The sequence below is a fragment of the Mesorhizobium sp. B2-8-5 genome (genome assembly GCF_006440675.2).
Taxonomy (GTDB): domain Bacteria; phylum Pseudomonadota; class Alphaproteobacteria; order Rhizobiales; family Rhizobiaceae; genus Mesorhizobium.
Genome location: NZ_CP083951.1, coordinates 2,900,056 through 2,922,986, shown reverse-complemented (window position 1 = coordinate 2,922,986; position 22,931 = coordinate 2,900,056). Strand labels below are relative to the sequence as shown.

Genomic DNA, 22,931 nt, shown 5'->3' with positions numbered 1-22,931 from the left:
GCCCTGCCTCCCCCTCGTCCAAGGGTCGCAGTTCCCTCTTGCTTTATGCTGTTTGATGCATCATGTTTCTTATAAGATATACTGTCAAGCCCTTTTGGGCCGGCAGCCAAAAATGGGACGGGAACGGCATGGCGAGCTTCAGCTTCGAAACGCTCGAGCGCGAAAATCTCGGCGAGACCGTCTATGCGCGCGTCGCCGAGGCGCTGGTCAAGGGACGCTTCGCGCCGGATGCCAGGCTGACCATCCGCGACCTCGCCCAGTCGCTCGGAACCAGCGTCACGCCGGTGCGGGATGCGATCCTGCGCCTGATCCAGGACGAGGCGCTGGTGCAGAAATCGGCGCGCGAGGTGCGCGTGCCCATCATCACGCTGGAACGCTATCGGGAGATCCGCCAGATCAGGCTGAAGCTCGAAGGCCTCGCCGCGCGCGAGGCCGCGCTCAAGGCGACGGCCAGGGATGTCGAGCGGCTGCGCCATCTGATTGCCCGCAACGAAAGCGCCATTACCGAGAGGAATTGGACGGAAGCGCTGGAGCTCAACCAGACCTTCCATTTCGCGCTTGCCGACATCGGCGACATGGTTGTGCTACGCGGCATCCTGAACCGGCTGTGGCTGCAGATGGGTCCCCTGATTGCGGAATCCTATCATGAAGGCGGCAGGACCATGATCGACAATCACCACGCAGTGCTCGCCGCGGTCGAAAGGAAAGATGCCGATGGCGCCGAACGTGCGATCATCGCCGACATCACCGAGGGCGGAAACGTGATTCTCGAACGGCTGTTCAGCAGGCGCGCCGCCGACACGGCCAAGGCGGGCTGAGAATGGAACAGATCGACTGCATCGTCGCCGGTGCCGGCGTCGTCGGTCTGGCGATTGCGCGCAAGATGGCCGCGCGCAGCCTGGACACGCTCATCGTCGAGGCGGCGGATGCCATCGGCACCGAGACGAGCTCGCGCAATTCGGAAGTGATCCATGCCGGCATCTACTATCCGCAAGGATCGCTGAAGGCCCGGCTCTGCGTCGCCGGCCGCGACATGCTCTACCGCTACTGCGCGGAACGCGCTATCCCGCATCGGCGCTCCGGCAAGCTGATCGTCGCAACCGACGAGGCCCAGGAACCCGTGCTTGCCGCGATCCGCGCCAGCGCCGCAGCCTGCGGCGTGGAAGATTTGCGCTTCGTTTCCGCCGCTGAAGCGCAAGCCCTGGAGCCGGCGCTTCATTGCACCAAAGCGCTGCTCTCGCCTTCCACCGGCATTATCGACAGCAAAGCGCTCATGCTCGCCTTGCTCGGCGACGCCGAAGAAAGCGGCGCCATGCTGTCGCTCAACACGCGCATCGTTTCGGGCCGCATCGATGCCGGCCGCATCGTGCTCCAGACGATGGACACGGCAAGCGGCGAGGGTTTCGAGATCGCTACGTCGCGCCTCGTCAACGCGGCCGGCCTCGGCGCCGTTGCGCTGGCGGGCTCGCTCGAAGGCTTCGACCGGCGGTTTTTGCCGACACTTCGCTACGCCAAGGGCAACTACTTCTCGGTGGTGGGCCGGGCGCCCTTCTCGCGGCTGGTCTACCCGGTGCCTGAACCGGGCGGGCTTGGCGTCCACCTGACACTTGATCTCGGCGGTACGGCTCGGTTCGGGCCCGACGTCGAATGGACGGACACGCTCGACTACCGCGTCGATCCGGCGCGCGGCAAACGCTTCTACGACGCGATCCGCAAATACTGGCCGGATCTGGCCGACGACAGCCTGCAGCCTGCCTATAGCGGCATTCGGCCGAAACTCTCCGGCCCGGGCGAAGAAACCAGCGACTTCGTCATCCAGGATGCGACGACCCATGGGAGCGCCGGGCTGGTCAATCTGTTCGGCATCGAAAGCCCCGGCCTGACCTCCAGCCTGGCGATTGCCGAACATGTGACACGCATTCTCGCGCCTGAGGCGGACTGACGGCGCCGACGCGCAGCATTGAGGCCGGTCGGTACCCGCGCGCCTACCGCAACGAAAGCTGACATATTAATTGTATCCAATGACAAACCTATTTTGACAATTTTCGCCTTTCAAAAGGCAATAAACGTCTCTATCGTATCCAATACGCTTCTCGACCCAGTCACGAACCCGCCAGGAAGTCCTGATGCCCGACTACGCAACATTGGCCCCATCAGCCCCCTGGCGCGAACTGCGCACGACAAGCGCCGACTGGGACGACGCCGATCCGGCCGCGCTGGAATCGATGCTTGTTTCGGCCCATCTCATCCGCGCCTTCGAGGAGAAAGTGCTGGAGCTCGCGGGCCAGGGCCTGGTGCACGGTCCGGCCCATTCCGCGGTCGGCCAGGAAGGCGGCGCCGTCGGCTCGGCCGCGTTGATGCGCGCTGGCGATCAGATCAATGGATCCCATCGCGCGCATCACCAGTTTCTCGCCAAGTCGATCCGTTATGTCGCGCCCGACGGCCTCTTGCCCGCGGCGGAGTTCTCATCGGCAATCCGCGGTCTGGCCAAGAGGTCGCTCGCCGAGATCCTCGGCCTGGCGCAAGGCTTTTGCCGGGGACGCGGCGGCTCGATGCATCTGCGCTGGGCCGAGGCCGGCAATCTCGGCACCAACGCGATCGTCGGAGGCGGCGTGCCGCTGGCGGCCGGTGCCGCCTGGGCGCACAAGCGGGCCGGCAAAGGCGACGTCGCCTTTGCCTATTTCGGCGACGGCGCGGTCAATATCGGCTCGGTGCTGGAGACGATGAACATCGCCGCCGCCTGGAAGCTGCCGCTCTGCTTCTTCATCGAGAACAACCGCTATGCCGTCTCGACCCATGTCGAGGAAGCGACCGCCGAGCCGCGCCTGTCGGCACGCGGATCGGCCTTCGCCATTCCCGCCTGGAAAGTCGACGGCATGGATCCCCTCGCCGTCTATCTTGCGACGAAGGAAGCCATGGAGCTGATGCGCAACGGCGGCGGGCCGGCCATCATCGAGGCTGACGTCTATCGCTACTTCCATCAGAACGGCCCTCTGCCCGGCAGCGCCTTCGGCTATCGCGACAAGGCGGAGGAAGCGGCCTGGCGGGCGCGCGACCCGCTCGACCGGCTGGCGAGCGAAATGGAACAGCGTCAGATCATCGGCAGCTCGGGCGTTGCCGCTCTGCACGAACGCGCGCTTGCGCTGATGGCCGATGTCGCCGCCGAACTCGTCGAGCAGGTGGACGGCAAAAACCGCATCAAGCCCGCGCTCTGGCCGGACGAAGGTTTCCGCGACCACGGCATACGCGGCGACCTCTCGGAATTCGCGAGGACGCGCACCGAGGAATTGGAAACCTTCGGCGGCGCGATCGACGGCAACGCCAAATTCATCGACGCCGTCGCCAATGTCATGCAGCGGCGCATGGCGACGGACGACCGCATCGTCGTCATGGGCGAAGATGTGCACCGGCTGAAGGGCGGCACCAATGGCGCGACGCGCGGCCTTGCCGCCGCCTTCCCCGACCGGGTGCTCGGCACGCCGATCAGCGAAGCCGCCTTTACCGGGCTCGGCGGCGGCATCGCCATGGATGGCCGCTATATTCCGGTTGTCGAGTTCATGTATCCGGACTTCATGTGGGTGGCCGCCGACCAGGTCTTCAACCAGATCGGCAAGGCGCGCCACATGTTCGGCGGCGATATCGACGTGCCGCTGGTGCTGCGCACCAAGGTCGCCATGGGCACCGGCTACGGTTCGCAGCACTCCATGGATCCGGCCGGCATCTTCGCCACCTCGCCCGGCTGGCGCATCGTCGCCCCATCGACGCCCTTCGACTATGTCGGTCTGATGAACAGCGCGCTGCGCTGCAAGGACCCGGTGCTCGTCATCGAGCATGTCGATCTCTACAATTCGACCGGACCGGCGCCGATCGACGACCTCGATTACTTCATCCCTCTCGGCAAGGCCAAGGTGGTGCGCCAGGGCACGGCCATGACGATCCTCACCTACCTCGCCACGGTGCGGCCAGTGCTTGAAGCGGTCGAACGTCTCGGCGTCGACGCCGAGGTCATCGACCTGCGCTCGCTCGATCGCGCCGGGCTGGACTGGCAGACCATCGAAGCTTCGATCCGCAAGACCGGCAATGTGCTGGTGGTCGAGCAAGGCGCGCGCGGCACGTCTTATGGCGGCCTGCTCGCCGCCGAGATCCAGAACCGCTGCTTCGACTGGCTTGACCAGCCGATCCAGCGTGTCCATGGCGGCGAGGCCTCGCCGAGCATTTCCAAGGTGCTCGAGGGCGCCGCTTGCGCACGCCCCGCCGACATCGAGCGCGGCTTGCGCCAGGTGATGGCCGACCAAGGTCGGCCGCTTGGCTGAAAGTCAGGCCTTCGGATCGTCGCGCGGCGTCATGAAGCCGGCGGTCTCGCCACCGTCGACGCTGAGCACCGCACCGTTGACGAAGCCCGCCGCGGGAGACAGCAGCCAGCCGACCGCCTCCGCGACATCTTCCGGTGTGCCGAGGCGCGCCGCGGGAATGCGCTTTTCCAGCTTCTCGCGCCGGCCCGGAATGGCCAGCGTCTTTGCCATCATCTGCGTTGCGATCTGACCCGGGCAGACAGCGTTGAAGCGCACCTCCGAGCCGTATTCGAGCGCCAGCGCTTGTGTCAGGCCGATCAGCGCTGCCTTGGAGGCGGTGTAGATCGCAAGCCCCTCCTCGCCGACCAGGCCGGCCACCGACGAGATCGTCACCACGGCGCCGCGAGCGGCCCGCAGACCCGCGAGCGCATGACGCGTGAACAGATATGCCGAGGTCGCGTTGGCCGTCATCGTCCTGTTCCAATCGTCGAGCGTCGTCTGGTCGAAGGCGCCGCGCCCGCCGGCGCCGGCATTGTTGACCAGGCCGGCGATGCACCCCCTACCGAGTTCCAGCGCGACGTCGACCGCGCGCTTGCAGTCGGCCTCGCTGGTCGCGTCGCCGGCGGCGAAGACGGCGCCGGGAACCGCGGCGATCACATCATCGGCGGCGGCCCGGTCGCGCCCGGTGAAGACGACCCGCGCGCCATCCGCCGCCAGCCGCTCGACGCAGGCCGCGCCGATACCGCGCGTGCCGCCGGTCACCAGGAAGACACGTTGTGCTTGCGCGCTCATGCGGCCGTCTCGTAACTGACCGGCGTGCAGAGCGGACCCGCCCTGTGTGCTGCCCAGTAAAGATCGTGGATGCGGTTGGTGATCGGTCCGGGCTTGCCGTTGCCGTAGATGCGGCCGTCAAGCACCGTCACCGGCATGATGCCGCCGGCGGAGCTGGAGATGAAGATCTCGTCGGCGTCGCGCAGTTCCTCGATCGGCAGCGGCCGCACCTCGCAGGTCACGCCTGCTTCGCCGGCCATCTCGATCACCGTGCGGCGCGTCATGCCCTCGAAGACGCCGCGGTCCGGCGTCGCGATGACGTTGCCCTTCACCGAAAAGACATTGAAGCCCGCGCCTTCGGTGACATTGCCCTTGCCATCGTTGAGCACGGCGACGACGGCGTCCTTGTCGTAGGCCTCGAAGATGCCCATGGTGAGATCGAGCCAGTGGAAATTCTTGATGCGCGGATCGAGCGATTCGGGCGGGATGCGCTGCACCGAGCTCACCACCATCTTCAGCCCGTCGCGGCGCTGCTCGTCATTGGCGATCCAGACGAAAGGCTGCGCGAAGGCATAGAACCGGTTCTGGCAAAGCCGCGGATCGCGCGTGCCTGCCGGCGGCACGCCGCGTGTGCAGGTCATCTGCACATAGGCGTCGCGAAGTCCGCTGCGGCGCACGCATTCGACGAGGATATCGGCCATTTCCGCCTTGGACAGCGGCAGGCTCATGCGCAGGCCGCGCATGGAAGCCAGGAAGCGCTCGAGATGATCGTCGAGCCTGAAGAAGCGGCCCTTCCAGACATGGGTGACGTCATAGGTCGAATCGGACCGGACGAAACCCCGGTCGGTGATCGGGATCGTGGCCTCGGCGAGCGGCACGTAGCTTCTGTTGACGAAGGCTATGCCCAATGCGGGATCGTATTCTGTCCTGTCGTTCATGCAAACCTCCTCCAAAGCGGCGCTAGTATTGGATACAATGGCTACGATTTATTCGGCCAGAATGGCTATTTCTCTTGCCAACGACCATCAATTGGATACGTTTCCGCAGGAATTGCGAGATATCGTACCGATCATGAGCATGGAAGCGACGGATACCATGAAAGGCCTGCCCGGACTGCGCGGCACCGAGCATATCGGCTTCACCGTGCCCGATCTCGACGAAGCCGTCCGTTTCTTCGTCGAGGTGATCGGCTGCGAGCCGTTCTATGAGCTCGGGCCTTTCCAGTCCGACGGCGACTGGATGGAAACCCATCTCAACGTCCACCCCCGGACGGTGATGAAGCGGCTCAAATTCCTGCGCTGCCGTCACGGCTCCAACTTCGAAATCTTCGAATATTCCGCCCCCGGCAGCAACGGCACCCAGCCCCGCAACAGTGACGTCGGCGGACACCACCTCGCCTTCTATGTCGACGATATCGGCGAGGCTGTCGCCTATCTCAGATCGCATGGCGTGCGTGTGCTCGGCGAGCCGACGGTGCGCATCGAGGGGCCGAGCGCCGGTCAGAGCTGGGTCTATTTCCTGAGCCCCTGGGGCATGCAGCTCGAGCTGGTCTCCTTTCCCAAGGGCAAGGCCTATGAGCGCGAGACGGACCGCCGGCTCTGGCATCCCGCCAGCCCTCACCTGTGAGTGGTTGGTTCGTGCCGATTCCCACCCGCTCACCGATGCACTAACATCTTCGGGATCGACACGATGCGGGGAATTGAGATCATGGCCGGCAGACGCACAAGCGGCGGAACCGAGGGCAACGGCGCCGCCCTGGCCAGCGGCCGCGTCACCGACGCGCTGCGCGACGCCATCCTGTCGGGGCGGCTGCGGCCGGGCAGCCGCGTCCGCCAGGAGGAGCTCGCCGAAGAGTACGGTATCAGCCGCATTCCGGTGCGCGAGGCGCTGAGGCAGTTGGAAAGCGAGGGGCTGGTCATCCTCGTGCCCAACAGCGGCGCCTGGATTTCCAAGCTCGACCGCGCCGAATGCATCGAGATCTACAAGATCCGCGAGCGGCTGGAGCCGCTGGCGCTGTCCGAAAGCAGCGCCAACCTTTCGCCCGAAACGCTTGCGCGCCTGGAAGACCTCGTCTCGCGCATCGAGGCCGCTGACGGCATCGACGAGTTCCTGCAGCTCGACCGCGAGTTTCATCTCCTGAGCTATGAGGGCGCGCGGATGCCTCAGCTCGCCCAGATGATCCACAAATTCTGGAACACCACCCAGCAATACCGCCGCGCGTTCGCCGCATCGGTCGGCAAGGCCGGCATGACGGCGGTGCATCACGAGCATCGACTGATCCTCGAAGCGCTGAAGCGGCATGACGGCGAACAGGCCGGCCTCATTCTCTACGGCCACATCCGTCGCACCCGCCTGCAGCTCGAACAACACACCGAGATGTTCGCCTAGCCCAGGCGCGAACCACTAGAATCCCGCCTGGCTGATGAACTTGGTGACGAGATAGGCTTCCAGCGCTTCCGAGCCGCCTTCGGAACCGTAGCCGCTGTCCTTCACGCCGCCGAAGGGCACTTCCGGCAGCGCCAGGCCGAGATGGTTCGTCGTCAGCATGCCGGTCTCGATCTCCGCGCCAAGCTCGGTCGCCGTCTTCAGCGAACGGGTGAAGGCGTAAGCCGCGAGCCCGTAGGGCAGCCGGTTAGCCTCGGCCACCGCCTCGTCGAACGTCGCGAACGGCATCGCCAGCGCCACTGGACCGAATGGCTCCTCGTTCATGATGCGCATGCCGGGGCGCAGGTCGCTGAGCACGGTCGGCTCGAAGAAAGCGCCCTTGTTGCCGATGCGCTTGCCGCCGGTCTCGAGCTTGGCGCCCTCGGCCACCGCTTCGGAAATCATCGCCTCGACGGCTTGCAGCCGGCGTTCATTGACCAATGGCCCCATGCGGGTGCCCTCGGTCAGCCCGTCGCCGACCTTGATAGCGCGCGCATGGCCGACGAGCTTGTCGACGAACGGCGCATAGGATTTCTCCTGGACAAGGAAACGCGTCGGCGAGACGCAGACCTGGCCGCCATTGCGGAACTTGGCAGCCGCCAGCAGGGCCGCCGCGTTGTCGAGGTCGGCGTCGTCGAAGACGATCGCCGGCGCATGCCCGCCGAGTTCCATCGTCACGCGCTTCATATGCTGGCCGGCGAGCGCGGCGAGTTGCTTGCCGACGGGGACGGAGCCGGTGAAGGACACCTTCCGGATCACCGGATGCGGGATCAGGTAACTCGAAATCTCCGGCGGGTTGCCATAGACGAGATTAAGCACGCCGTCGGGAAGCCCGGCATCCTTGAAAGCGTCGGCGAGGCAGGCGGGCGAGGCCGGCGTCCCTTCCGGCGGCTTGACGATGATCGAGCATCCGGTGGCGAGCGCGGCGCCGATCTTGCGGATCGTCTGCGACACCGGGAAGTTCCACGGCGTGAACGCCGCGACCGGCCCGACCGGCTCGCGCACGACCAATTGATGGACGTTGCTGGCTCTCGCCGGCACGATGCGCCCATAGGTGCGACGCCCCTCCTCCGCGAACCAGTCGAGGATATCGGCCGAGGCAAGAACTTCGATCGTCGCCTCGCTCAGCGGCTTGCCCTGTTCGAGGCAGAGCAGGCCGGCGATCCTGCCGGCACGCTCGCGCATCAGCCGTGCGGCTTCTCGGATCACCTTGCCGCGCTCGAAGGCCGAGACCTTGCGCCAGACCTTGAAGCCGCGTTCGGCTGCTGCGAGCGCCCGATCGAGATCGGCGGCGCCAGCCACCGCAACCGAGCCGATGACTTCGTCAGTGGCGGGATTGCGAACCTCGAGCGTCTTGCCGCCAGCCGCCGGTCCCCACTTGCCGTCGATGAAAAGCTCGACTTCTGGGTACATGCTTTTGTCCTGTCTGATGGTGATTGTCATGGCAGCCAAGCCTCAGAGCGAGAGGCTCTCCCTGGTGTCTTCGATAGCGAGAAAAAGCGCGCGGACGAGTTCGTCGATCTGGTCCGGCTCGATGATGTAAGGCGGGCAGAGCGCCAACACGTCGCCCATGTTGCGCAGGATGATGCCGCGTTGCCGGCAAGCGCGTTCAACCTGCGCGCCAACCCTGGCCTCGGCCGGAAAACCCTGTTTGGTGCGCCGATCGGCGACCAGCTCAATGCCGGCCAGCAGGCCGACACCGCGGATCTCGCCGACCATCGGATGGTCGGCAAGCGCGTTGCGAAGCGCTTCCAACATCTGCGCGCCCAGCGTCCGGGCACGGCCGACGACATCGATCTCGTGATAGATGCGCAACGCTTCGGCGGCGACGGCCGAGGCGACGGGATGGCCTGAATAGGTGAAGCCGTGCCCAAAGACGCCGTTCCGGTGCCCTTCGTCCGCGATCGCCTGGTAGGTCGCGTCCGACACGACCACCGCCGCGATCGGCAGGTAGCCCGAGGACAGACCCTTGGCGACCGAGAACATGTCGGGCTTGAAACCGAAAGTCTGGCTGCCGAACCAATTGCCGGTCCTGCCGAAGCCGCAGACCACTTCGTCGGCCAGAAGCAGGATGTCGTGCTCGTCGAGCAGCTTGCGCAGCTTGGGGAAGTAACCTTGCGGCGGCACGACGACACCGCCCGCCCCCATCACCGGCTCGGCGATCATCGCCGCGATCGTCTCGGGGCCGGCCGCCAGGATCATCGCCTCCAGTTCGGCGATCAGCCGGTCGGCGAACGCCTCCTCGCTCTCCCCGTCCCGCGCCTCGCGGTAGAAATGCGGCTTGCCGGCAAAGAGGACGTCATCGGTGTTCATGCCGAACGAGCGGTGCATGTGCGGCAGGCCGCTCAGCACTGCGCCCATCACCGTACTGCCATGGAAGGCGCCGTTGCGGCTGATGATGCGCCGCTTCCCGGGCTTGCCGCGCGCCGCCTGATAGTACCAGGCTAGCTTGACCATGGAGTCGTTGGCTTCGGAGCCCGAATTGGCCAGGAATATCCTGCAGTCCGGAATTGGCGAGACCGCCGCAAGCTGCTCGACCAAGTCGATGCAGGGCTCGTTCGAACGATGGTTGAACGTATGGTAGTTGGCGAGCTTGGCGAATTGGGCAGCCGCAGCGGCGGCCAATCTCTGATCGTTGAAACCGAGCGACGCCGTCCACAGGCCGGCCATGCCTTCGATATAGCGGTTTCCGGCATCATCGTGGACATAGACGCCGTCGCCGCCCGAGATGATCAGCGGCCCATCCTGCTCGTGCCGCCGCGGGTCCGTCTGCGAATGCAGATGCAGGCTCATGTCGATTGCCCGAGCCGAATTGTGCAGCATTTCCTGTTCCCTAAGAGCGGATGATTGTTCTTGCGGCTCAACCAGATATCTTATAACTTATAAGTTGTCGAGGGTCGGATAACTGGAAACGGAGGAGATTGAGCATGGCGTCTTCAGGCGAGAGCCGATGGCCGAGCAACGGCGGCAATGACGGGATCTCGGACGAACAGGCTGCCAGCCTGCGCGAGCGCGCGCGCTTCGTGCGGCTGGAGACGATCAGGCTGATTTCGATCGCCAAGGTCGGCCACTACTCGTCGGTCTTCTCCTGCGCCGAGATCTTCTCGACGCTCTACTACGACACGATGCGGCTGCGCCGCGGCGAGCCGAACTGGGCGGAACGCGATCGTTTCCTGATGGGCAAGGGCCATGCGGCGGTCGGCCAGTTTCCAATCCTCGCCGATCTCGGCTTCTTCGACCGCTCCTGGCTCGACGATTACACCCGCCTCGGCAGCCCGCTCGGCGATCACCCCGACATGCGCAAGGTGCCGGGCATCGACTTCAGCTCCGGTTCGATCGGCCATGCCCTGTCCAATGGCGTCGGCATGGCGCTCGGCGGCCGCTTCCATGGAAAGGATTTCAACGTCTTCGTCCTGCTCGGCGACGGCGAGATGCAGGAAGGGCAGGTGTGGGAGGCGGCCATCAGCGCCACCACCCACCGGCTGGGCAAGCTCGTCGCGATCATCGATCGCAACGGCTACCAGCTCGACGGCAAGGTCGACGACGTCGCGACGATCGAACCGCTCGATGAGAAGTGGCGTGCCTTCGGCTGGGAAGTGCATGAGGTCGACGGCCACGACGTCGTCGCGCTCGCCAACCTGCTGCGCAAGGTCAAGGCCGACACCGGCCGCGAAAAACCCTGCTGCGTCATCGCCAAAACGGTCAAGGGCAAAGGCATCGACTATATGGAAACCGAACCCGGCTGGCATCTCGGCTATCTCGCGCCGGAGGACGAAGCGCGTGCCCGCGATATGATCCTCGAAGGTGCGGAATGAGCGCGGCCTTGCATCCCGACAGCTGGCAGTACCGCGAGCTGAACAAGCGCGCGCCTTCGCTTGCCACTTTGGCCAACACGCTGATCGAGCTTGCCGAAGCCGGCCATCCGGTCGTTGCCGGCACCGCCGACCTGCAGCATTCCAACGGCCTCGTCGGCTTTGCCCGGCGCTTTCCCGAGCGCTTTACGCAATTCGGTATTTCCGAGCAGAACATGGTTTCGGCCGCGGCCGGCATGGCGACGACCGGCGTCATGCCCTATGTGGCGACCTTCGCGTCTTTCCTCGCGCTGCTTTGCTGCGAGCAGATCCGCATGGACGTCGCCTATTGCGCGCAGCCGGTTCGCCTGATCGGTCACCACACCGGCATCTCGCTCGGTTTCTACGGCACCTCGCATCACGCCACGGAAGACATCGCGATCATGCGCTCGATTGCCGACCTCACCGTCGTCTCCACCGCGGACGGCCCGCAATTCGCCGCGGCGCTGCGCGCTTCCGTCAACCATCCGCAGCCGATCTATTTCCGCATCTCGCGCGGCCACGACCCGGTCGTCTATGCCGAGGACGCGCCGTTCGAATTCGGCAAGGCCGTGGTCCACGGCATCGGCAACGACCTCACCATCATCGCCTGCGGCATGGCGGTGCACTCGGCCAAACAGGCGATGGAAGCATTGAACGCCAAGGGGCATTCCGTCGGCCTCATCGACATGCACACGATCAAGCCGCTCGACCGCGAGGCGGTGATGGCAGCGGCGCGCAAGTCGCGCTTCATCCTGACCGTCGAGGAACACAATATCCTCGGCGGCCTGGGTGGCGCCGTCGCCGAAGTGCTGGCCGAGGAAGGCGGCGGCGCACGGCTTGTGCGGCATGGCATCAAGGACGAATACAGCCTGATCGCGCCGCCGACCCACCTTTATCGCCACTACAAGCTCGACGCTCCCGGCGTCGAAAGCGTCGCCCAATCCCTGCTCGCTTAGAGCATGATCCCGAAAAGTGGGAACCGGTTTTCGGAAAAGATCATGCTCCCAACAAACAGCTGAGCAGGATGACGATTCAACGTAACGTCATCCTGCTCTAGCAGGCTCCACAATACAGTGAAGGAAAAAGCGTCTATTGGTTATATCCTGTAGAATCACTGCCGGCAGAAGACGCCAGATAACAATGCCGAGGAGACCTTTGCCGTGAACATTCAGCCGCTCGAGCAAGGCAACCTTTCCGCACGCGCCTATGTCGCCCTTCGCGAAGGCTTGATCGCGGGGCAGTTCCGGCCCGGGCAGCGCCTGGTGATGCAGGATCTCGCCGACCAGCTCGGCACCAGCGTCACCCCTGCCCGCGAAGCCTGCCTGCGGCTGGTCAGCGAGCGCGGGCTCGAGCTGCGCTCGGGGCGTTTCGTCACCGTGCCGGCGCTGACGCTGGCGCGCTACATGGAGGTCCGCACCATAAGGCTGTCGCTGGAGGGCCTTGCCGCCGGGCTCGCGGCACAGAACGCGACGAAGGATGACATCGATAAGCTGACCGCCATCCAGAAGGTGTTCGAGAAGGCGGACCGAGCCAGCGATCCGGAACTTTCATTTCGCTACAACCGCGACTTCCACTTCACCGTCTATCGGCTGTCCGGCATGGAAATGCTGGTCGCTCATATCGAGAGCCTGTGGGTGTCGATGGGGCCGATGCTGACCGTCTTCTTCAAGGAAGGCGAGCACAAATATGTCGGCGCCGCCCAGCACGAGACGGTGATAGAGGGCCTGCGCGAGAAGAATTCGGAAAAGGCGCGCGCCGCCATGGAGCAAGACCTCATCCTGGGCGGCGAGGATTTCCTGCGCTTCCTGCAGGGGCACGAAGGCTTCGTCGCGCCGTAACCGCCGTAACCCTTGTCAGGCCACCAGCCGCGCGACCGCCGCCAAAGCCTCGTCCGTCACCGCCAGCGCCTGATCGATATCGGCCTGCTGGTGGGCAGCCGACAGGAACAGCGTGTGTGCGGGATGCAAGTAGACGCCCCGGGCGAGCGCTTCCAGGCAGAACCTGTCGCCGAGCTTCCGATCCACATCGTTCTCGAACAAAAGCACCGGCATCTGCACCGGTCCACTCTGCATGAGCGGCACACCATGCTTCCTCGCCTGCGCGTCGAGGCCGTCGCGGAAACACTGGCCCATGACCTGCATATGCGCCACGGCATCGACCGTGCGCAGCTTCCGGATTGTGGCGATCGCCGCCGCCATCGACACGCCGGCGGTCCAGAAGGAGCCAGTGGTGAAGATGCGTGTCGCTCCTTCGCGGAACCGATCGTTGCCGGTGACAGCGGCCAGCGCATGGCCGTTGGCGATCGCCTTGCTCCAGGCGGCCATATCCGGGCGCACGCCGACCGGTTCCCAGCTGCCGCCCATGTCTAGGCGGAAGCCGGCGCGGACGTCGTCGACGATCAGCGCTGCGTCGGCGCCGTCGGCGAGCGCCCGCGCCTTTCGCGCGAACGCCACGGTCGGCAATTCATGCGGCTTGCCAAGGTCGTGCTTGAAGGCCGAGACCAGGATCGCGGCGAGATCACCCCTGCACAGCTCGGCCGCGGCCTCGAGGCTCTCGACGTTGTTGTAGTCGTAATAGACAAGATGCGCCCGGTCTTCCTCGGTAACGCCTGCGACCGATGGCGAGCACCAGGGAATGGCGCCATGATAGGCGCCGCGCGCGACCAGGATCTTGCGGCGCCCGGTGCCCGCGCGCGCGATCGTGAGGCAAGCCGTCGTGGCGTCGGTTCCGTTCTTGGAAAACATCGCCCAATCGGCATGCGGGACGGTCTCGACTATCAATTCCGCCAATTCGACAAGCCGCTCGCTCGGGCCGTTCATCGCATCGCCAAGTGCCCGCTGCCCGTCGGCCGCCGCCTCGACGTCGGCGTCGCCATAGCCCAGGATCATCGGCCCCCACCCGCAGAGGAAATCGATGTATTCGCGCCCGTCTGCGTCCCAGGTGCGGCACCCTTGGGCGCGGGAGAAATATTGCGGATAGCCGGCCGGCAAGCGTGGCGCATTTTGATGCCCCCACATGCCGCCGGGGATGACGCGCTTTGCCCGGGCACGCAAGGCGCCGTCGATGCTCTTCGAATGTTGGTCCATGGAAGGATGCCCCGCCTGGCGCCGTGCCGCCCGACTCGCCAAGACTTGTTTGCAGCATTCGATATATCATGTATCATCCGCGCACAATAGTTTGGGGACGCGGAGAAAATGCAGCCCATCATCGGCATCGTTGCCGACGATCTCACCGGCGGCATGGAAACGGCCGCGATGCTGGTGGCGCTCGGCGTCGACTGCGGATTCGTGACCAGGCCTGCTTTGGTCCAGCATTTCGCCAACTCGCCCGCCGTCGTCGTCGCGCAAAAGACCCGCGTCGTTCCGGCCGCCGAGGCCGTGCGGAAATCGGAAGACGCCGCGCAGCGGCTGCTCGACATCGGCGCGAGACGGCTGTTCTTCAAATATTGCGCCACCTTCGACTCTACCGAGGACGGCAATATCGGTCCGGTGGCCGACAGTCTGCTTGCCCTGACGCGGGCCACCCACACCGGTTTCTGCCCGAGTTCCGGCGATCTCGCGCGCAGCGTTTTCCAGGGCCATCTGTTCGTCGGCGCGCAGCTCGTTTCGGAATCGCCCAAACGGTTCGATCCGCTGACCCCGATGACCGACCCCAATCTCGTTCGCGTGCTGCAGCGGCAGTCGAAACTCGCCGTCGGGCTGTTGCCGCACAATGTCGTTCGGGCCGAGCCTTCGACCCGGCGCGCCTATGTCGACCAACTGGCCGCCCAAGGCATCCGGCACATCATCATGGACGCGATCTATGCGGAAGATCTTGCCGCGGTCGCGGCGCTCACCGTCGATTGGCCGCTGATGACCGGCAACGCGCCGGTCATGCGCCACTATCCCGTGCTCTGGCGCGAGCGCGGCTGGCTGGACCACGCGCCACCGAAGCGGCCGCTCCCGGCGGTGGAAAGCGCGGGCGTCGTGCTGGCAGGCAGTTGCGCGGAACGGACGCTGGAGCAGCTCGCTGCGTTCGAGCAGGCAAGGCCGGTGCATCGCATCGACATCGCTTCGGTCGGAAACGTCGATGCGGCGGTTGCGGAGGCGCTCGCTTGGGCAGGCACACATCTCGAAGCCGGCCCGATCGCGATCGCCACCTCCGCCGGCCCGGAGCAGGTTGGCACCGCACAGGCAAGACATGGGCGCGAAGGCGCAGCAAGCCTCGCCGAGGCTATTCTTGGCAGGCTCTCTGTGGAACTGCGCAAGCGCGCCGTGCGGCGCTTCCTCGTTGCGGGCGGCGAGACGTCAGGGACGGTCGTCGAGCAGCTTGGAATAGATCGCTTGAGGGTTGGCGCCTACCAGGGTCCTGGCATTGCGCGGGCGACAACGGAAGATGGCGAGATCGTCGCCCTCAGCCTCAAATCGGGAAAGCTTGGCCCTGTGGACATGTTCCTGCCGACGCTGGAATCCATGCGGCATCCGGAGCACTGACGACGATGGACGAAGACACACCGCGCCAGGCGATAGTCGACACAGTGAAGCGTCTGCAGGACGAGGGCTTCAATCACGGCAACAGCGGCAATGTGAGCTGCCGGATTGCCGGCGGCATGCTGATCACGCCTACCGGGGCAAACAGCGCCAATCTGACGCCGTCCAGGCTTGTCCGCGTCGAAGCCGACGGCGGTGCGATTGGCGGCATTCCGTCGAGCGAATGGCACATGCATGCCGCGATCCTCGACGCCTATCGGGCCGCCAACGCGGTGATCCATACCCATGCCGATGCCTGCGTGGCGCTGGCTTGCCTGCGCAAGCCGCTGCCGTCGTTCCACTATATGGTCGCGGCCTTCGGCGGCGCCGATGTGCGTTGCGCCCGCTACGCCACCTTTGGCACGGTCGATCTCGGAACATCGGCGGTCGAGGCGCTCAAGGATCGCACGGCCTGCCTGCTCGCCAATCACGGCATGATCGCCATCGGCAAGACGCTGGAAGCTGCCTTCCAGACCACGGTGAAGCTCGAAACCCTGGCGCGCCAGTACCTGATGGCGCTGCAAGGCGGCGAGCCGGTGCTGCTCCCGGAAGAAGAAATGCTGCGTGTCGGCGAGCGTTACGGCAATTATGGGACGGGTTTGCTGCCCGGCTAACGAGCGTGGCCGCAAGGAGCGATGAGCCTCGTTATGAACCGGATTTTCGAACGCTGCCGGGGACGCGATATGGACATGCCTGGTGCTGTATGGTCATGAGGACAGTCGGCCAGATGCAAAAGCGAGTCCGCTGAAAATGCAGAACCTGCCTGAGATTCAGGCGACGAGCCTGTCTTCGCAGATCTACCTGCGTCTTCGCCAGGAGTTGATGTCGGCGCGGCTTCATCCCGGCGACCGGCTGAAGATCCGCGACCTGGCCCAGCAACTCGGCACCAGCGAGACGCCTGTGCGCGAGGCTATCTTCCAACTCGTCAAGGACGGCGCGCTCGAGATGAAGCCGGGTTACTATATCCGCGTGCGGCGGATCAGCCTCAAGGAATATCTGGAGCTTCGCGACATCCGGCTGGTGCTCGAACCCTATGCCGCCGCCAAGGCGATGCCGCATATCGACGAGCCGTTCCTGACAACCCTCGAAGATATCCATCACAAGCTGATCGAGGCTGAGCGCACCAAGGATTACGCGGCCGCGCTTCAGCACAATTACGACTTCCACTTCGCGGTTCATCGCAAATCGGAAATGCCGCATCTGATCGAGATGATCGAGAGACTGTGGATCCAGGCCGGCCCGTTGCTCAGCCTGCTCTACCCGCATGGCCACCCGACCTATGAAGGCCAACATCAGCATGTCAACGTGATCGCGGCCTTGCGCGCCAAGGACGAGGCGGCGCTCCGCGGCGCCTTCGAACAGGACCTGATCGAGGGCGGCCGCAAATTCATCGAGCATCTCGCCGGTATCGAGAGCAAGGAAGATACCGAAGACAAGCCTCCGCAGCGGTCGCGGCGCTAGTCGGCACCCCACAGAAAACCCGACATCCAGGCCTCGCTTCATTCAAGGAAAATCTCCGGATGGGCCGTGAGGACCGAGCCTTTCCGCCGTGTCGCAACGCTTGCGTCTATCCTCGATTTCACCGCTCGCCACGCGGCGCGGAAACGTCATCATGCGCGCTTGCGACCTTCATCATATATGATATATTCTATTTCCAGAGGTCAAAAATAAGGGGAGAACAATGAAGCTTCGCAATGGGATTTTGGGAATGGCGCTCGGCCTTTTGATGGGCGGCGTCTCCTTCTCGGCATTCGCCGACGACGCATCCACCTTCGTCTATGCCGATGCCGGCGAGCCGAGCACTATCGACCCGGCCAAGGCCAACGTGAACTGGGAGTTCACGGTCACCCGCAACATCTACGATCGCCTGATCGACTTCGATCTTAATGATCCATCCAAATTGTTGCCGGCCCTGGCGACGGAATGGCAGCAGGACGGCAAGGTCTGGACCTTCAAGCTGCGCGACGGCGTCACCTTCCACGACGGCACCGCCTTTGACGCCAACGACGTCAAGGCGACGCTCGACCGGTTGCTGAAGATCGGCCAGGGGCAGTCCTATCTGGTCGACGACATCGCCAGCGTCACCGTGGTCGACCCCAAGACCGTCAAGATCGAGACCAAGGCGCCGACCGTCTTCCTCGCCTCCAACCTCAGCCGCATCGAAATGCTGTCCGACGAGGACATCGCCAAGCACAAGGACGACCTCGGCCAGGCGTGGTTCAACGAGAACGCCAACGGCACCGGTCCCTACGAATTCGTGTCCTGGACGCGCGGCACCCAGATCGAGCTGAAACGCAACGACAAATGGTGGGGCAAGTTCCCGGAAAAGCCGTTCGACCGCGTGCTCGACCGTTTCGTCACCGACGGCGCCAACCGCGCCCGTGGCCTTGAAGGCGGCGAGTTCGACCTCGCCAATTTCGTTCCGCTCGACGAGGCGCTTCGCATCGGCACCAGCAGCGGCTTCCATCTCGTCGAAGGCAACAATCTGTGGGCATGGCCGGCGATCTATCTCAACATGGATCTGGCGCCGACCAACAACAAGGATTTCCGCGAGGCGCTGGTCAAGGCGTTCGACTACAACGCCATGGTGCAGTCCTTCCAGGGCAAGGCCGAAGTCGGCCGCGGCCCGGTGCCGTCCTGGTTCCCCGGCAGCCCGGAAAAGGAGGAGGCCGAGATCAAGACCGATCTCGACGGCGCCAAGGCAGCACTTGCCAAATCGGGTCTCGCCAATGCCAAGATGAAGTGCTCGGTCCCCGCCGGCTTCCCGGAATTCCGCTTTGCCGCGACCGTGCTCCAATCATCGGCCCAGCAGCTCGGCGTCACCGTCGAGATCGAGGAGCAGCCCTTCGTCGAGGCGATCACCGCCATCAAATCCGACAAGAGCAACTGCTTCGTGCTCGGCAACGCCAACCTCAGTCCGTCCGACGCGACCAAGTTCTTCGCGGCGCATTATCTCAAGGGCGGGTTCTACAATTCGGGCAAATTCTTCGACCAGACGCTGCAGGACCTCGTGGCGAAGCTGCCGACGATCGCCGACCCGACCGAGCGCGGCAAGCTGCTCAAGCAGGCGGCCGATATCGTGGTGGACTCCCACTACATCATCTGGACCGCGCGGCCCAAGACCGTGGTGCCCGAACCTGACCGTATCGGCGGCTATCGCATCGACCCGGCCGAGTACATCAACGCCCGCTTCTGGGAAATGTACAGCAAGTAACAGCGGGGTAAGCATGCGGACAGCACGGTTGTGATCGCCTTCCTGTTCAAGCGTCTGGTCTGGGGTCTTGTCGTCCTCATCGCCGTCGCGGTCATAACCTTCTTCCTCAGTCGTGTCGTCCCGGCCGACCCCGCCGCCTTCCTGGCCGGCCAGAACGCCTCCGAAGAGACCGTGCAGCGCATCCGCGTCGAGCACGGTCTCGACCGCCCGCTGCCGGAACAATTCGCCACCTATATGATCGGCCTCGCCAAGGGTGACCTCGGCGAGTCGATCCGCACACGCCGCAGCGTCAGCACCGACCTCAAGCAGTACCTGCCGACCACGCTGGAACTCCTGATCGTCAGCTTCGTCCTCTACTCGGCGATCAGCTTCTCGCTGGCGGTGCTCGCGGCCCGCCGCCCCGGCGGCGCGGTGGACGGCGCGATCCGCCTCATCACCATGATCGGCACCGGCATCCCGGTGTTCTGGCTCGGCATGACGCTGCAGTTCCTCTTCTTCTACAAATTGCATTGGCTGCCGCTCGGCGCGCGCTTCCCGATCCGCGAGACGGCGCCGCCCGTGGTCAGCGGCTTCCTGCTCATCGATTCCCTGCTGGCCGGCAGCCTCTCGGCCTTTCTCGCCAGCCTGAAACACCTGGCGCTTCCCGCCGCGACCATCGTCGTCAACCTGCTTGCGGTCGGCACCCGGCTATCGCGCGCCGCCCTCATCCAGGAGCAAAGCCGGCTCTATGTGCGCACGGCGCGCGGCAAGGGCCTGTCGCCCAATCGCATCCTGTTCAAGCACATCTTGCGCAATGCGCTGTCGCCGATCCTGACGGCGACCACCATGCAGTTCGGCTACATGATCAGCTGGGTGATCCTGGTCGAGGTCATCTTCGACTGGCCCGGCATCGGCCTCTACGCCTACCAGTCGTTCCAGGTCTTCGACTATTCGCCAGTGATTGCGCTGGCGATCGTCTCGACGGCCGGCTTCGTGATCATCAACCTGGTGATGGATCTGCTCTATCCGGTGATCGATCCGCGTGTGCAGAGTGTCGGCTCATGAGCGTTTCCACACAGCCTACGCGCCGGACCATCGCGAGGCCGAAAGGCGTGCTGCTGCCGCTCGCGCTGCTGGTGCTGGCGATCCTGGCGGCCTTTACGCTTCTGCCCGGCCTGATCGCGCCGCACGACCCGATCGCGCTCGCCATGACCGACCGGCTGAAGCCGCCGAGCCTCACGCACATCTTCGGCACTGACGAGGGTGGCCGCGATGTCTTCTCGCGTATCGTCTACGGCACCCGCTATTCGCTCGGCGTGGCGATCGCCATCGTCTTTGCCTCCGCCTTGTTCGGCGTGATCTACGGCGCGGTCTCCGGCATGGCGCGCCAGGGCATCGACAACCTGATGATGCGCATCGTCGACCTGTTCTTCGGCTTCCCGGCGCTGGTGCTGGCGCTCGCCGTCGCCGCCTCGATCGGACGCGGCCTCGACAGCGTGGCGCTGTCGCTCGCCATCATCTGGTGGCCGGGTTATGCGCGGCTGGTGCGCGGCGAGGTGCTGCGCCTGCGCGAGCGGCCGCATGTCGAGGCCGCCCGCGCGCTCGGCGTGTCGGAGATGACCATCCTGCGCCGCCACATCATCCCTTTCGTCGTCCAGGAGGTGAATGTGCGCGTCACCACCGACATCGGCTACGCGCTGGTCGCCGTCACCGCGCTTTCCTTCCTCGGTCTCGGCGCCAATTCGCCGACGCCGGAATGGGGTTTGCTGATCCGCGACTCGCGCCCCTATTTCGGCTCGGCCTGGTGGTATCTGGTCTTTCCCGGCACCATGATCATGCTGACCGCCACCGCCTTCTCGCTGATCGGCGACGCGCTCGCGTCGAGGCGGGCCGCATGATCCTTTCGGTCCGCGACTTCGCAATCGGTTTCCAGCGCGAGGGCCAGAACCTCGTCGCTGTGGATGGCATTTCCTTCGACGTCGCCGACGGCGAGACCTTCGTCATCATCGGCGAGTCCGGCTCGGGCAAGTCGCTGACCGGCATGTCGATCGCCGGATTGCAGCCGCCCACCGCCTTCGTCTCCGGCTCGATCCGCTTCAAGGATCGCGAAATGCTGAAGCGGCCCGACGCCGAATTGCGCAAGCTGCGCGGCCCGGAGATCGGCCTGATCTATCAGGATCCGCTGAGCTCGCTGAACCCGGTCTGGCCGGTCGGCGACCAGATTGCGGAAACCCTCGTCGCGCACGGCCTTGCCGGCCGCGCCGAGGCAAGCAAGCGCGCCGTGGAAATGCTGGAGCGCGTACGCATTCCCGACCCGCGCCGCGTCGCCTCCGCCTATCCGCACGAGATCAGCGGCGGCATGCGGCAGCGCGCCATGATCGCGATGGCTCTGGCGGCCGGCCCGAGCCTGCTGATCGCCGACGAGCCGACGACGGCGCTCGACGTCACCATCAAGGCGCAGATGCTTGAGCTGCTTGCCGAACTGAAGCGCGAGCTGGCGCTGACGATCATCCTGATCACCCACGACATGGGTGTCGTCGCCGAAGTAGCCGACCGCATCCTCGTGCTCTATGCCGGCCGTATCGCCGAGGTCGGGCCGGCCGATTCCATCATGCTGCAGCCCTCGCATCCTTACACGGCGGCACTGATGACCAGCGCCATGATTTCGCAGACGCCGGCCAAGCAGGATCTCAACGCCATCGTGGGCGGCGCGCCCGGGCTGGGCGCCTTCCCGTCCGGCTGCCGCTTCCATCCGCGCTGCCCGCGCGCGCAAGACGACTGCAAGGCCGTCGAGCCGCCGCGGCGCAAATTCGGCGCCGTGGAGCTGGCCTGCCATCATCCGATCGAGGCAGCCAAGCCTCTTGAAATCGCGAGGAGCTGACCATGGCGCTTCTCGAACTTGATGCCGTCTCGAAAACCTTCTCGCAGCGCCGCGGCGGCCATGGCGTGCAGGCGGTGGCCGGTGTTTCGCTCACCGTGGGCAAGGGAGAGACGTTGGGGCTGGTGGGCGAGAGCGGATGCGGCAAGTCCACTCTCGCCCGGCTGGCGCTCAAGCTGGTCGACGTGACGGATGGGCGCGTGCGCTTCGACGGCGTCGACGTGACCGGGTTCGCCAGCCGGCGCATGCTGCCGATACGTCGCCGGTTGCAAGCCGTGTTCCAGGATCCGCTCGCTTCGCTCAACGCGCGCATGACCATTGCCGAAGTGATGCGCGAGCCGTTCGACACGCATGGCGTCAAGCTGGGCACCGGGCTTGAGGGGCGCATCCGCGAGCTTCTCTCCTTCGTCGGATTGGAGAACATCGATATCCAAAAACTGCCCGGCCAGTTTTCCGGCGGCCAGTTGCAGCGCATCGCTATTGCAAGGGCGCTGGCGCTCGAACCGGAAATCATCGTCGCCGACGAGCCGACTTCCGCGCTCGATCCGTCGATCCAGGCGCAGATCGTCAACCTGATGCTGCAGATCCAGCGCAAGCGCGGCATCTCCTACCTGATCATCTCGCATGACCTCGACGTCATCGGCCATGTCGCCGACCGCATCGCTGTGATGTATCTCGGCACCATCATCGAGCAAGGAACGGCCGACGAGATCATGCGGCGGCCGCTGCATCCTTACACGCAGGCGCTGTTGTCGGCCGCGCCGACGCTTGCCGCGCGCCGCCAGGTCGGCTGGAAGCGCATCATACTCACCGGCGATCCGCCCAATCCTGCCGACGTGCCATCCGGTTGCCGGTTCCACCCGCGTTGCCATCTGGCGCGCGACATTTGCCGGGAACAAGTGCCGCCGTTGCGCGCCATGCCCGGCACCGGCCAGATGGTGGCCTGCCACCTCGCGCCCGAAGAGACGGCGCGCGCTGGGGCCGAGGTTGGGCGAGCCCGACGCGGGCTAGCCGCCGCCAGTTAGAAACACA

The 22,931-nt window shown here is 65.0% G+C and carries 21 protein-coding genes; 16 read left to right on the top strand and 5 right to left on the bottom strand.

Going from position 1 to position 22,931, the window contains the following annotated elements; genetic code table 11:
• The first annotated feature begins 128 nt into the window (after positions 1-128).
• The 3 genes from FJ430_RS14250 (at position 129) to FJ430_RS14240 (ending at position 4,313) form a co-directional block, all read left to right on the top strand.
• Positions 129-818, top strand: coding sequence for a GntR family transcriptional regulator (locus FJ430_RS14250; RefSeq protein WP_140707749.1), 690 nt, complete (start codon positions 129-131; stop codon positions 816-818).
• A gap of 2 nt (positions 819-820) precedes the next feature.
• Entirely contained in the window at positions 821-1,942 is a 1,122-nt protein-coding gene (locus FJ430_RS14245) for an NAD(P)/FAD-dependent oxidoreductase (protein ID WP_140707751.1), read from the top strand.
• A gap of 184 nt (positions 1,943-2,126) precedes the next feature.
• Positions 2,127-4,313 (top strand): thiamine pyrophosphate-dependent enzyme, encoded by a 2,187-nt coding sequence (locus FJ430_RS14240; RefSeq protein ID WP_140707753.1) that lies wholly within the window; start codon positions 2,127-2,129, stop codon positions 4,311-4,313.
• Between the two features lie 3 nt (positions 4,314-4,316).
• Here FJ430_RS14240 and FJ430_RS14235 read toward each other — a convergent pair whose 3' ends face one another.
• Positions 4,317-5,084 carry an SDR family NAD(P)-dependent oxidoreductase gene (locus FJ430_RS14235; RefSeq protein ID WP_140707755.1) on the bottom strand — a complete coding sequence of 256 codons (768 nt, stop codon included), beginning with the start codon at positions 5,082-5,084 and terminating at the stop codon, positions 4,317-4,319.
• Positions 5,081-6,001 (bottom strand): aminotransferase class IV, encoded by a 921-nt coding sequence (locus tag FJ430_RS14230; protein WP_140707757.1) that lies wholly within the window; start codon positions 5,999-6,001, stop codon positions 5,081-5,083. Before FJ430_RS14230 ends, FJ430_RS14235 begins: the two co-directional genes overlap by 4 nt.
• Before the next feature lie 133 nt (positions 6,002-6,134).
• Here FJ430_RS14230 and FJ430_RS14225 point away from each other — a divergent pair, with 133 nt between their 5' ends.
• Together FJ430_RS14225 and FJ430_RS14220 are read left to right on the top strand one after the other, a co-directional pair.
• Entirely contained in the window at positions 6,135-6,689 is a 555-nt protein-coding gene (locus FJ430_RS14225; protein WP_226892191.1) for a VOC family protein, read from the top strand.
• An 81-nt stretch (positions 6,690-6,770) separates the two neighbouring features.
• On the top strand, positions 6,771-7,451 hold the full coding sequence (locus FJ430_RS14220; RefSeq protein ID WP_140707759.1) for a GntR family transcriptional regulator: 681 nt from the start codon (positions 6,771-6,773) through the stop codon (positions 7,449-7,451).
• Between the two features lie 15 nt (positions 7,452-7,466).
• Here FJ430_RS14220 and FJ430_RS14215 read toward each other — a convergent pair whose 3' ends face one another.
• Positions 7,467-8,900, bottom strand: coding sequence for an NAD-dependent succinate-semialdehyde dehydrogenase (locus FJ430_RS14215; RefSeq protein ID WP_140707761.1), 1,434 nt, complete (start codon positions 8,898-8,900; stop codon positions 7,467-7,469).
• Positions 8,901-8,942: 42 nt separating this feature from the next.
• The gene (locus FJ430_RS14210; RefSeq protein WP_140707763.1) at positions 8,943-10,310 is read right to left on the bottom strand and encodes an aminotransferase; all 1,368 of its coding nucleotides are present in this window, start codon (positions 10,308-10,310) and stop codon (positions 8,943-8,945) included.
• A 104-nt stretch (positions 10,311-10,414) separates the two neighbouring features.
• Here FJ430_RS14210 and FJ430_RS14205 point away from each other — a divergent pair, with 104 nt between their 5' ends.
• The 3 genes from FJ430_RS14205 to FJ430_RS14195 all read left to right on the top strand — a co-directional run bounded on the left by FJ430_RS14205 (position 10,415) and on the right by FJ430_RS14195 (position 13,158).
• Complete coding sequence (locus FJ430_RS14205) at positions 10,415-11,302, top strand: transketolase (protein WP_140707765.1); 888 nt, start codon at positions 10,415-10,417, stop codon at positions 11,300-11,302.
• A complete protein-coding gene (locus FJ430_RS14200; protein WP_140707767.1) occupies positions 11,299-12,276 on the top strand; it encodes a transketolase family protein in 978 nt (325 codons plus the stop codon). The genes FJ430_RS14205 and FJ430_RS14200 overlap by 4 nt, the downstream gene beginning before the upstream one ends.
• A 204-nt stretch (positions 12,277-12,480) precedes the next feature.
• Entirely contained in the window at positions 12,481-13,158 is a 678-nt protein-coding gene (locus tag FJ430_RS14195) for a GntR family transcriptional regulator (RefSeq protein WP_140707769.1), read from the top strand.
• Positions 13,159-13,173: 15 nt separating this feature from the next.
• Here FJ430_RS14195 and FJ430_RS14190 read toward each other — a convergent pair whose 3' ends face one another.
• Entirely contained in the window at positions 13,174-14,406 is a 1,233-nt protein-coding gene (locus FJ430_RS14190; protein WP_181175492.1) for an aminotransferase class III-fold pyridoxal phosphate-dependent enzyme, read from the bottom strand.
• A 108-nt stretch (positions 14,407-14,514) separates the two neighbouring features.
• Between FJ430_RS14190 and otnK the strand changes: the two genes are divergently transcribed.
• The 8 genes from otnK to FJ430_RS14150 all read left to right on the top strand — a co-directional run bounded on the left by otnK (position 14,515) and on the right by FJ430_RS14150 (position 22,924).
• A complete protein-coding gene (gene otnK, locus FJ430_RS14185; RefSeq protein WP_140707771.1) occupies positions 14,515-15,792 on the top strand; it encodes a 3-oxo-tetronate kinase in 1,278 nt (425 codons plus the stop codon).
• 5 nt (positions 15,793-15,797) lie between these two features.
• Entirely contained in the window at positions 15,798-16,442 is a 645-nt protein-coding gene (locus tag FJ430_RS14180; RefSeq protein ID WP_140707773.1) for a class II aldolase/adducin family protein, read from the top strand.
• Between the two features lie 136 nt (positions 16,443-16,578).
• Positions 16,579-17,289, top strand: a complete 711-nt coding sequence (locus FJ430_RS14175) for a GntR family transcriptional regulator (protein WP_140707775.1) — start codon at positions 16,579-16,581, stop codon at positions 17,287-17,289.
• A gap of 247 nt (positions 17,290-17,536) precedes the next feature.
• A complete protein-coding gene (locus FJ430_RS14170) occupies positions 17,537-19,042 on the top strand; it encodes an ABC transporter substrate-binding protein (RefSeq protein WP_413467877.1) in 1,506 nt (501 codons plus the stop codon).
• 30 nt (positions 19,043-19,072) lie between these two features.
• Positions 19,073-20,086 (top strand): ABC transporter permease, encoded by a 1,014-nt coding sequence (locus tag FJ430_RS14165; protein WP_140707777.1) that lies wholly within the window; start codon positions 19,073-19,075, stop codon positions 20,084-20,086.
• Between the two features lie 68 nt (positions 20,087-20,154).
• Entirely contained in the window at positions 20,155-20,919 is a 765-nt protein-coding gene (locus FJ430_RS14160; protein WP_413467876.1) for an ABC transporter permease, read from the top strand.
• Positions 20,919-21,902 (top strand): ABC transporter ATP-binding protein, encoded by a 984-nt coding sequence (locus FJ430_RS14155; RefSeq protein ID WP_413467875.1) that lies wholly within the window; start codon positions 20,919-20,921, stop codon positions 21,900-21,902. Before FJ430_RS14160 ends, FJ430_RS14155 begins: the two co-directional genes overlap by 1 nt.
• Positions 21,899-22,924: an ABC transporter ATP-binding protein gene (locus FJ430_RS14150; protein ID WP_413467874.1), complete on the top strand. Its 1,026-nt coding sequence runs from the start codon at positions 21,899-21,901 to the stop codon at positions 22,922-22,924. Before FJ430_RS14155 ends, FJ430_RS14150 begins: the two co-directional genes overlap by 4 nt.
• The last annotated feature ends 7 nt before the right edge of the window (positions 22,925-22,931 follow it).

Bases quoted from the DNA above. Each gene is read 5' to 3' on its own strand.
- FJ430_RS14250 (WP_140707749.1), top strand. From the start codon at position 129: ATGGCGAGCTTCAGCTTCGAAACGCTCGAGCGCGAAAATCTCGGCGAG.
- FJ430_RS14245 (WP_140707751.1), top strand. From the start codon at position 821: ATGGAACAGATCGACTGCATCGTCGCCGGTGCCGGCGTCGTCGGTCTG.
- FJ430_RS14240 (WP_140707753.1), top strand. From the start codon at position 2,127: ATGCCCGACTACGCAACATTGGCCCCATCAGCCCCCTGGCGCGAACTG.
- FJ430_RS14235 (WP_140707755.1), bottom strand. From the start codon at position 5,084: ATGAGCGCGCAAGCACAACGTGTCTTCCTGGTGACCGGCGGCACGCGC.
- FJ430_RS14230 (WP_140707757.1), bottom strand. From the start codon at position 6,001: ATGAACGACAGGACAGAATACGATCCCGCATTGGGCATAGCCTTCGTC.
- FJ430_RS14225 (WP_226892191.1), top strand. From the start codon at position 6,135: ATGAGCATGGAAGCGACGGATACCATGAAAGGCCTGCCCGGACTGCGC.
- FJ430_RS14220 (WP_140707759.1), top strand. From the start codon at position 6,771: ATGGCCGGCAGACGCACAAGCGGCGGAACCGAGGGCAACGGCGCCGCC.
- FJ430_RS14215 (WP_140707761.1), bottom strand. From the start codon at position 8,900: ATGTACCCAGAAGTCGAGCTTTTCATCGACGGCAAGTGGGGACCGGCG.
- FJ430_RS14210 (WP_140707763.1), bottom strand. From the start codon at position 10,310: ATGCTGCACAATTCGGCTCGGGCAATCGACATGAGCCTGCATCTGCAT.
- FJ430_RS14205 (WP_140707765.1), top strand. From the start codon at position 10,415: ATGGCGTCTTCAGGCGAGAGCCGATGGCCGAGCAACGGCGGCAATGAC.
- FJ430_RS14200 (WP_140707767.1), top strand. From the start codon at position 11,299: ATGAGCGCGGCCTTGCATCCCGACAGCTGGCAGTACCGCGAGCTGAAC.
- FJ430_RS14190 (WP_181175492.1), bottom strand. From the start codon at position 14,406: ATGGACCAACATTCGAAGAGCATCGACGGCGCCTTGCGTGCCCGGGCA.
- otnK (WP_140707771.1), top strand. From the start codon at position 14,515: ATGCAGCCCATCATCGGCATCGTTGCCGACGATCTCACCGGCGGCATG.
- FJ430_RS14180 (WP_140707773.1), top strand. From the start codon at position 15,798: ATGGACGAAGACACACCGCGCCAGGCGATAGTCGACACAGTGAAGCGT.
- FJ430_RS14175 (WP_140707775.1), top strand. From the start codon at position 16,579: ATGCAGAACCTGCCTGAGATTCAGGCGACGAGCCTGTCTTCGCAGATC.
- FJ430_RS14170 (WP_413467877.1), top strand. From the start codon at position 17,537: ATGGCGCTCGGCCTTTTGATGGGCGGCGTCTCCTTCTCGGCATTCGCC.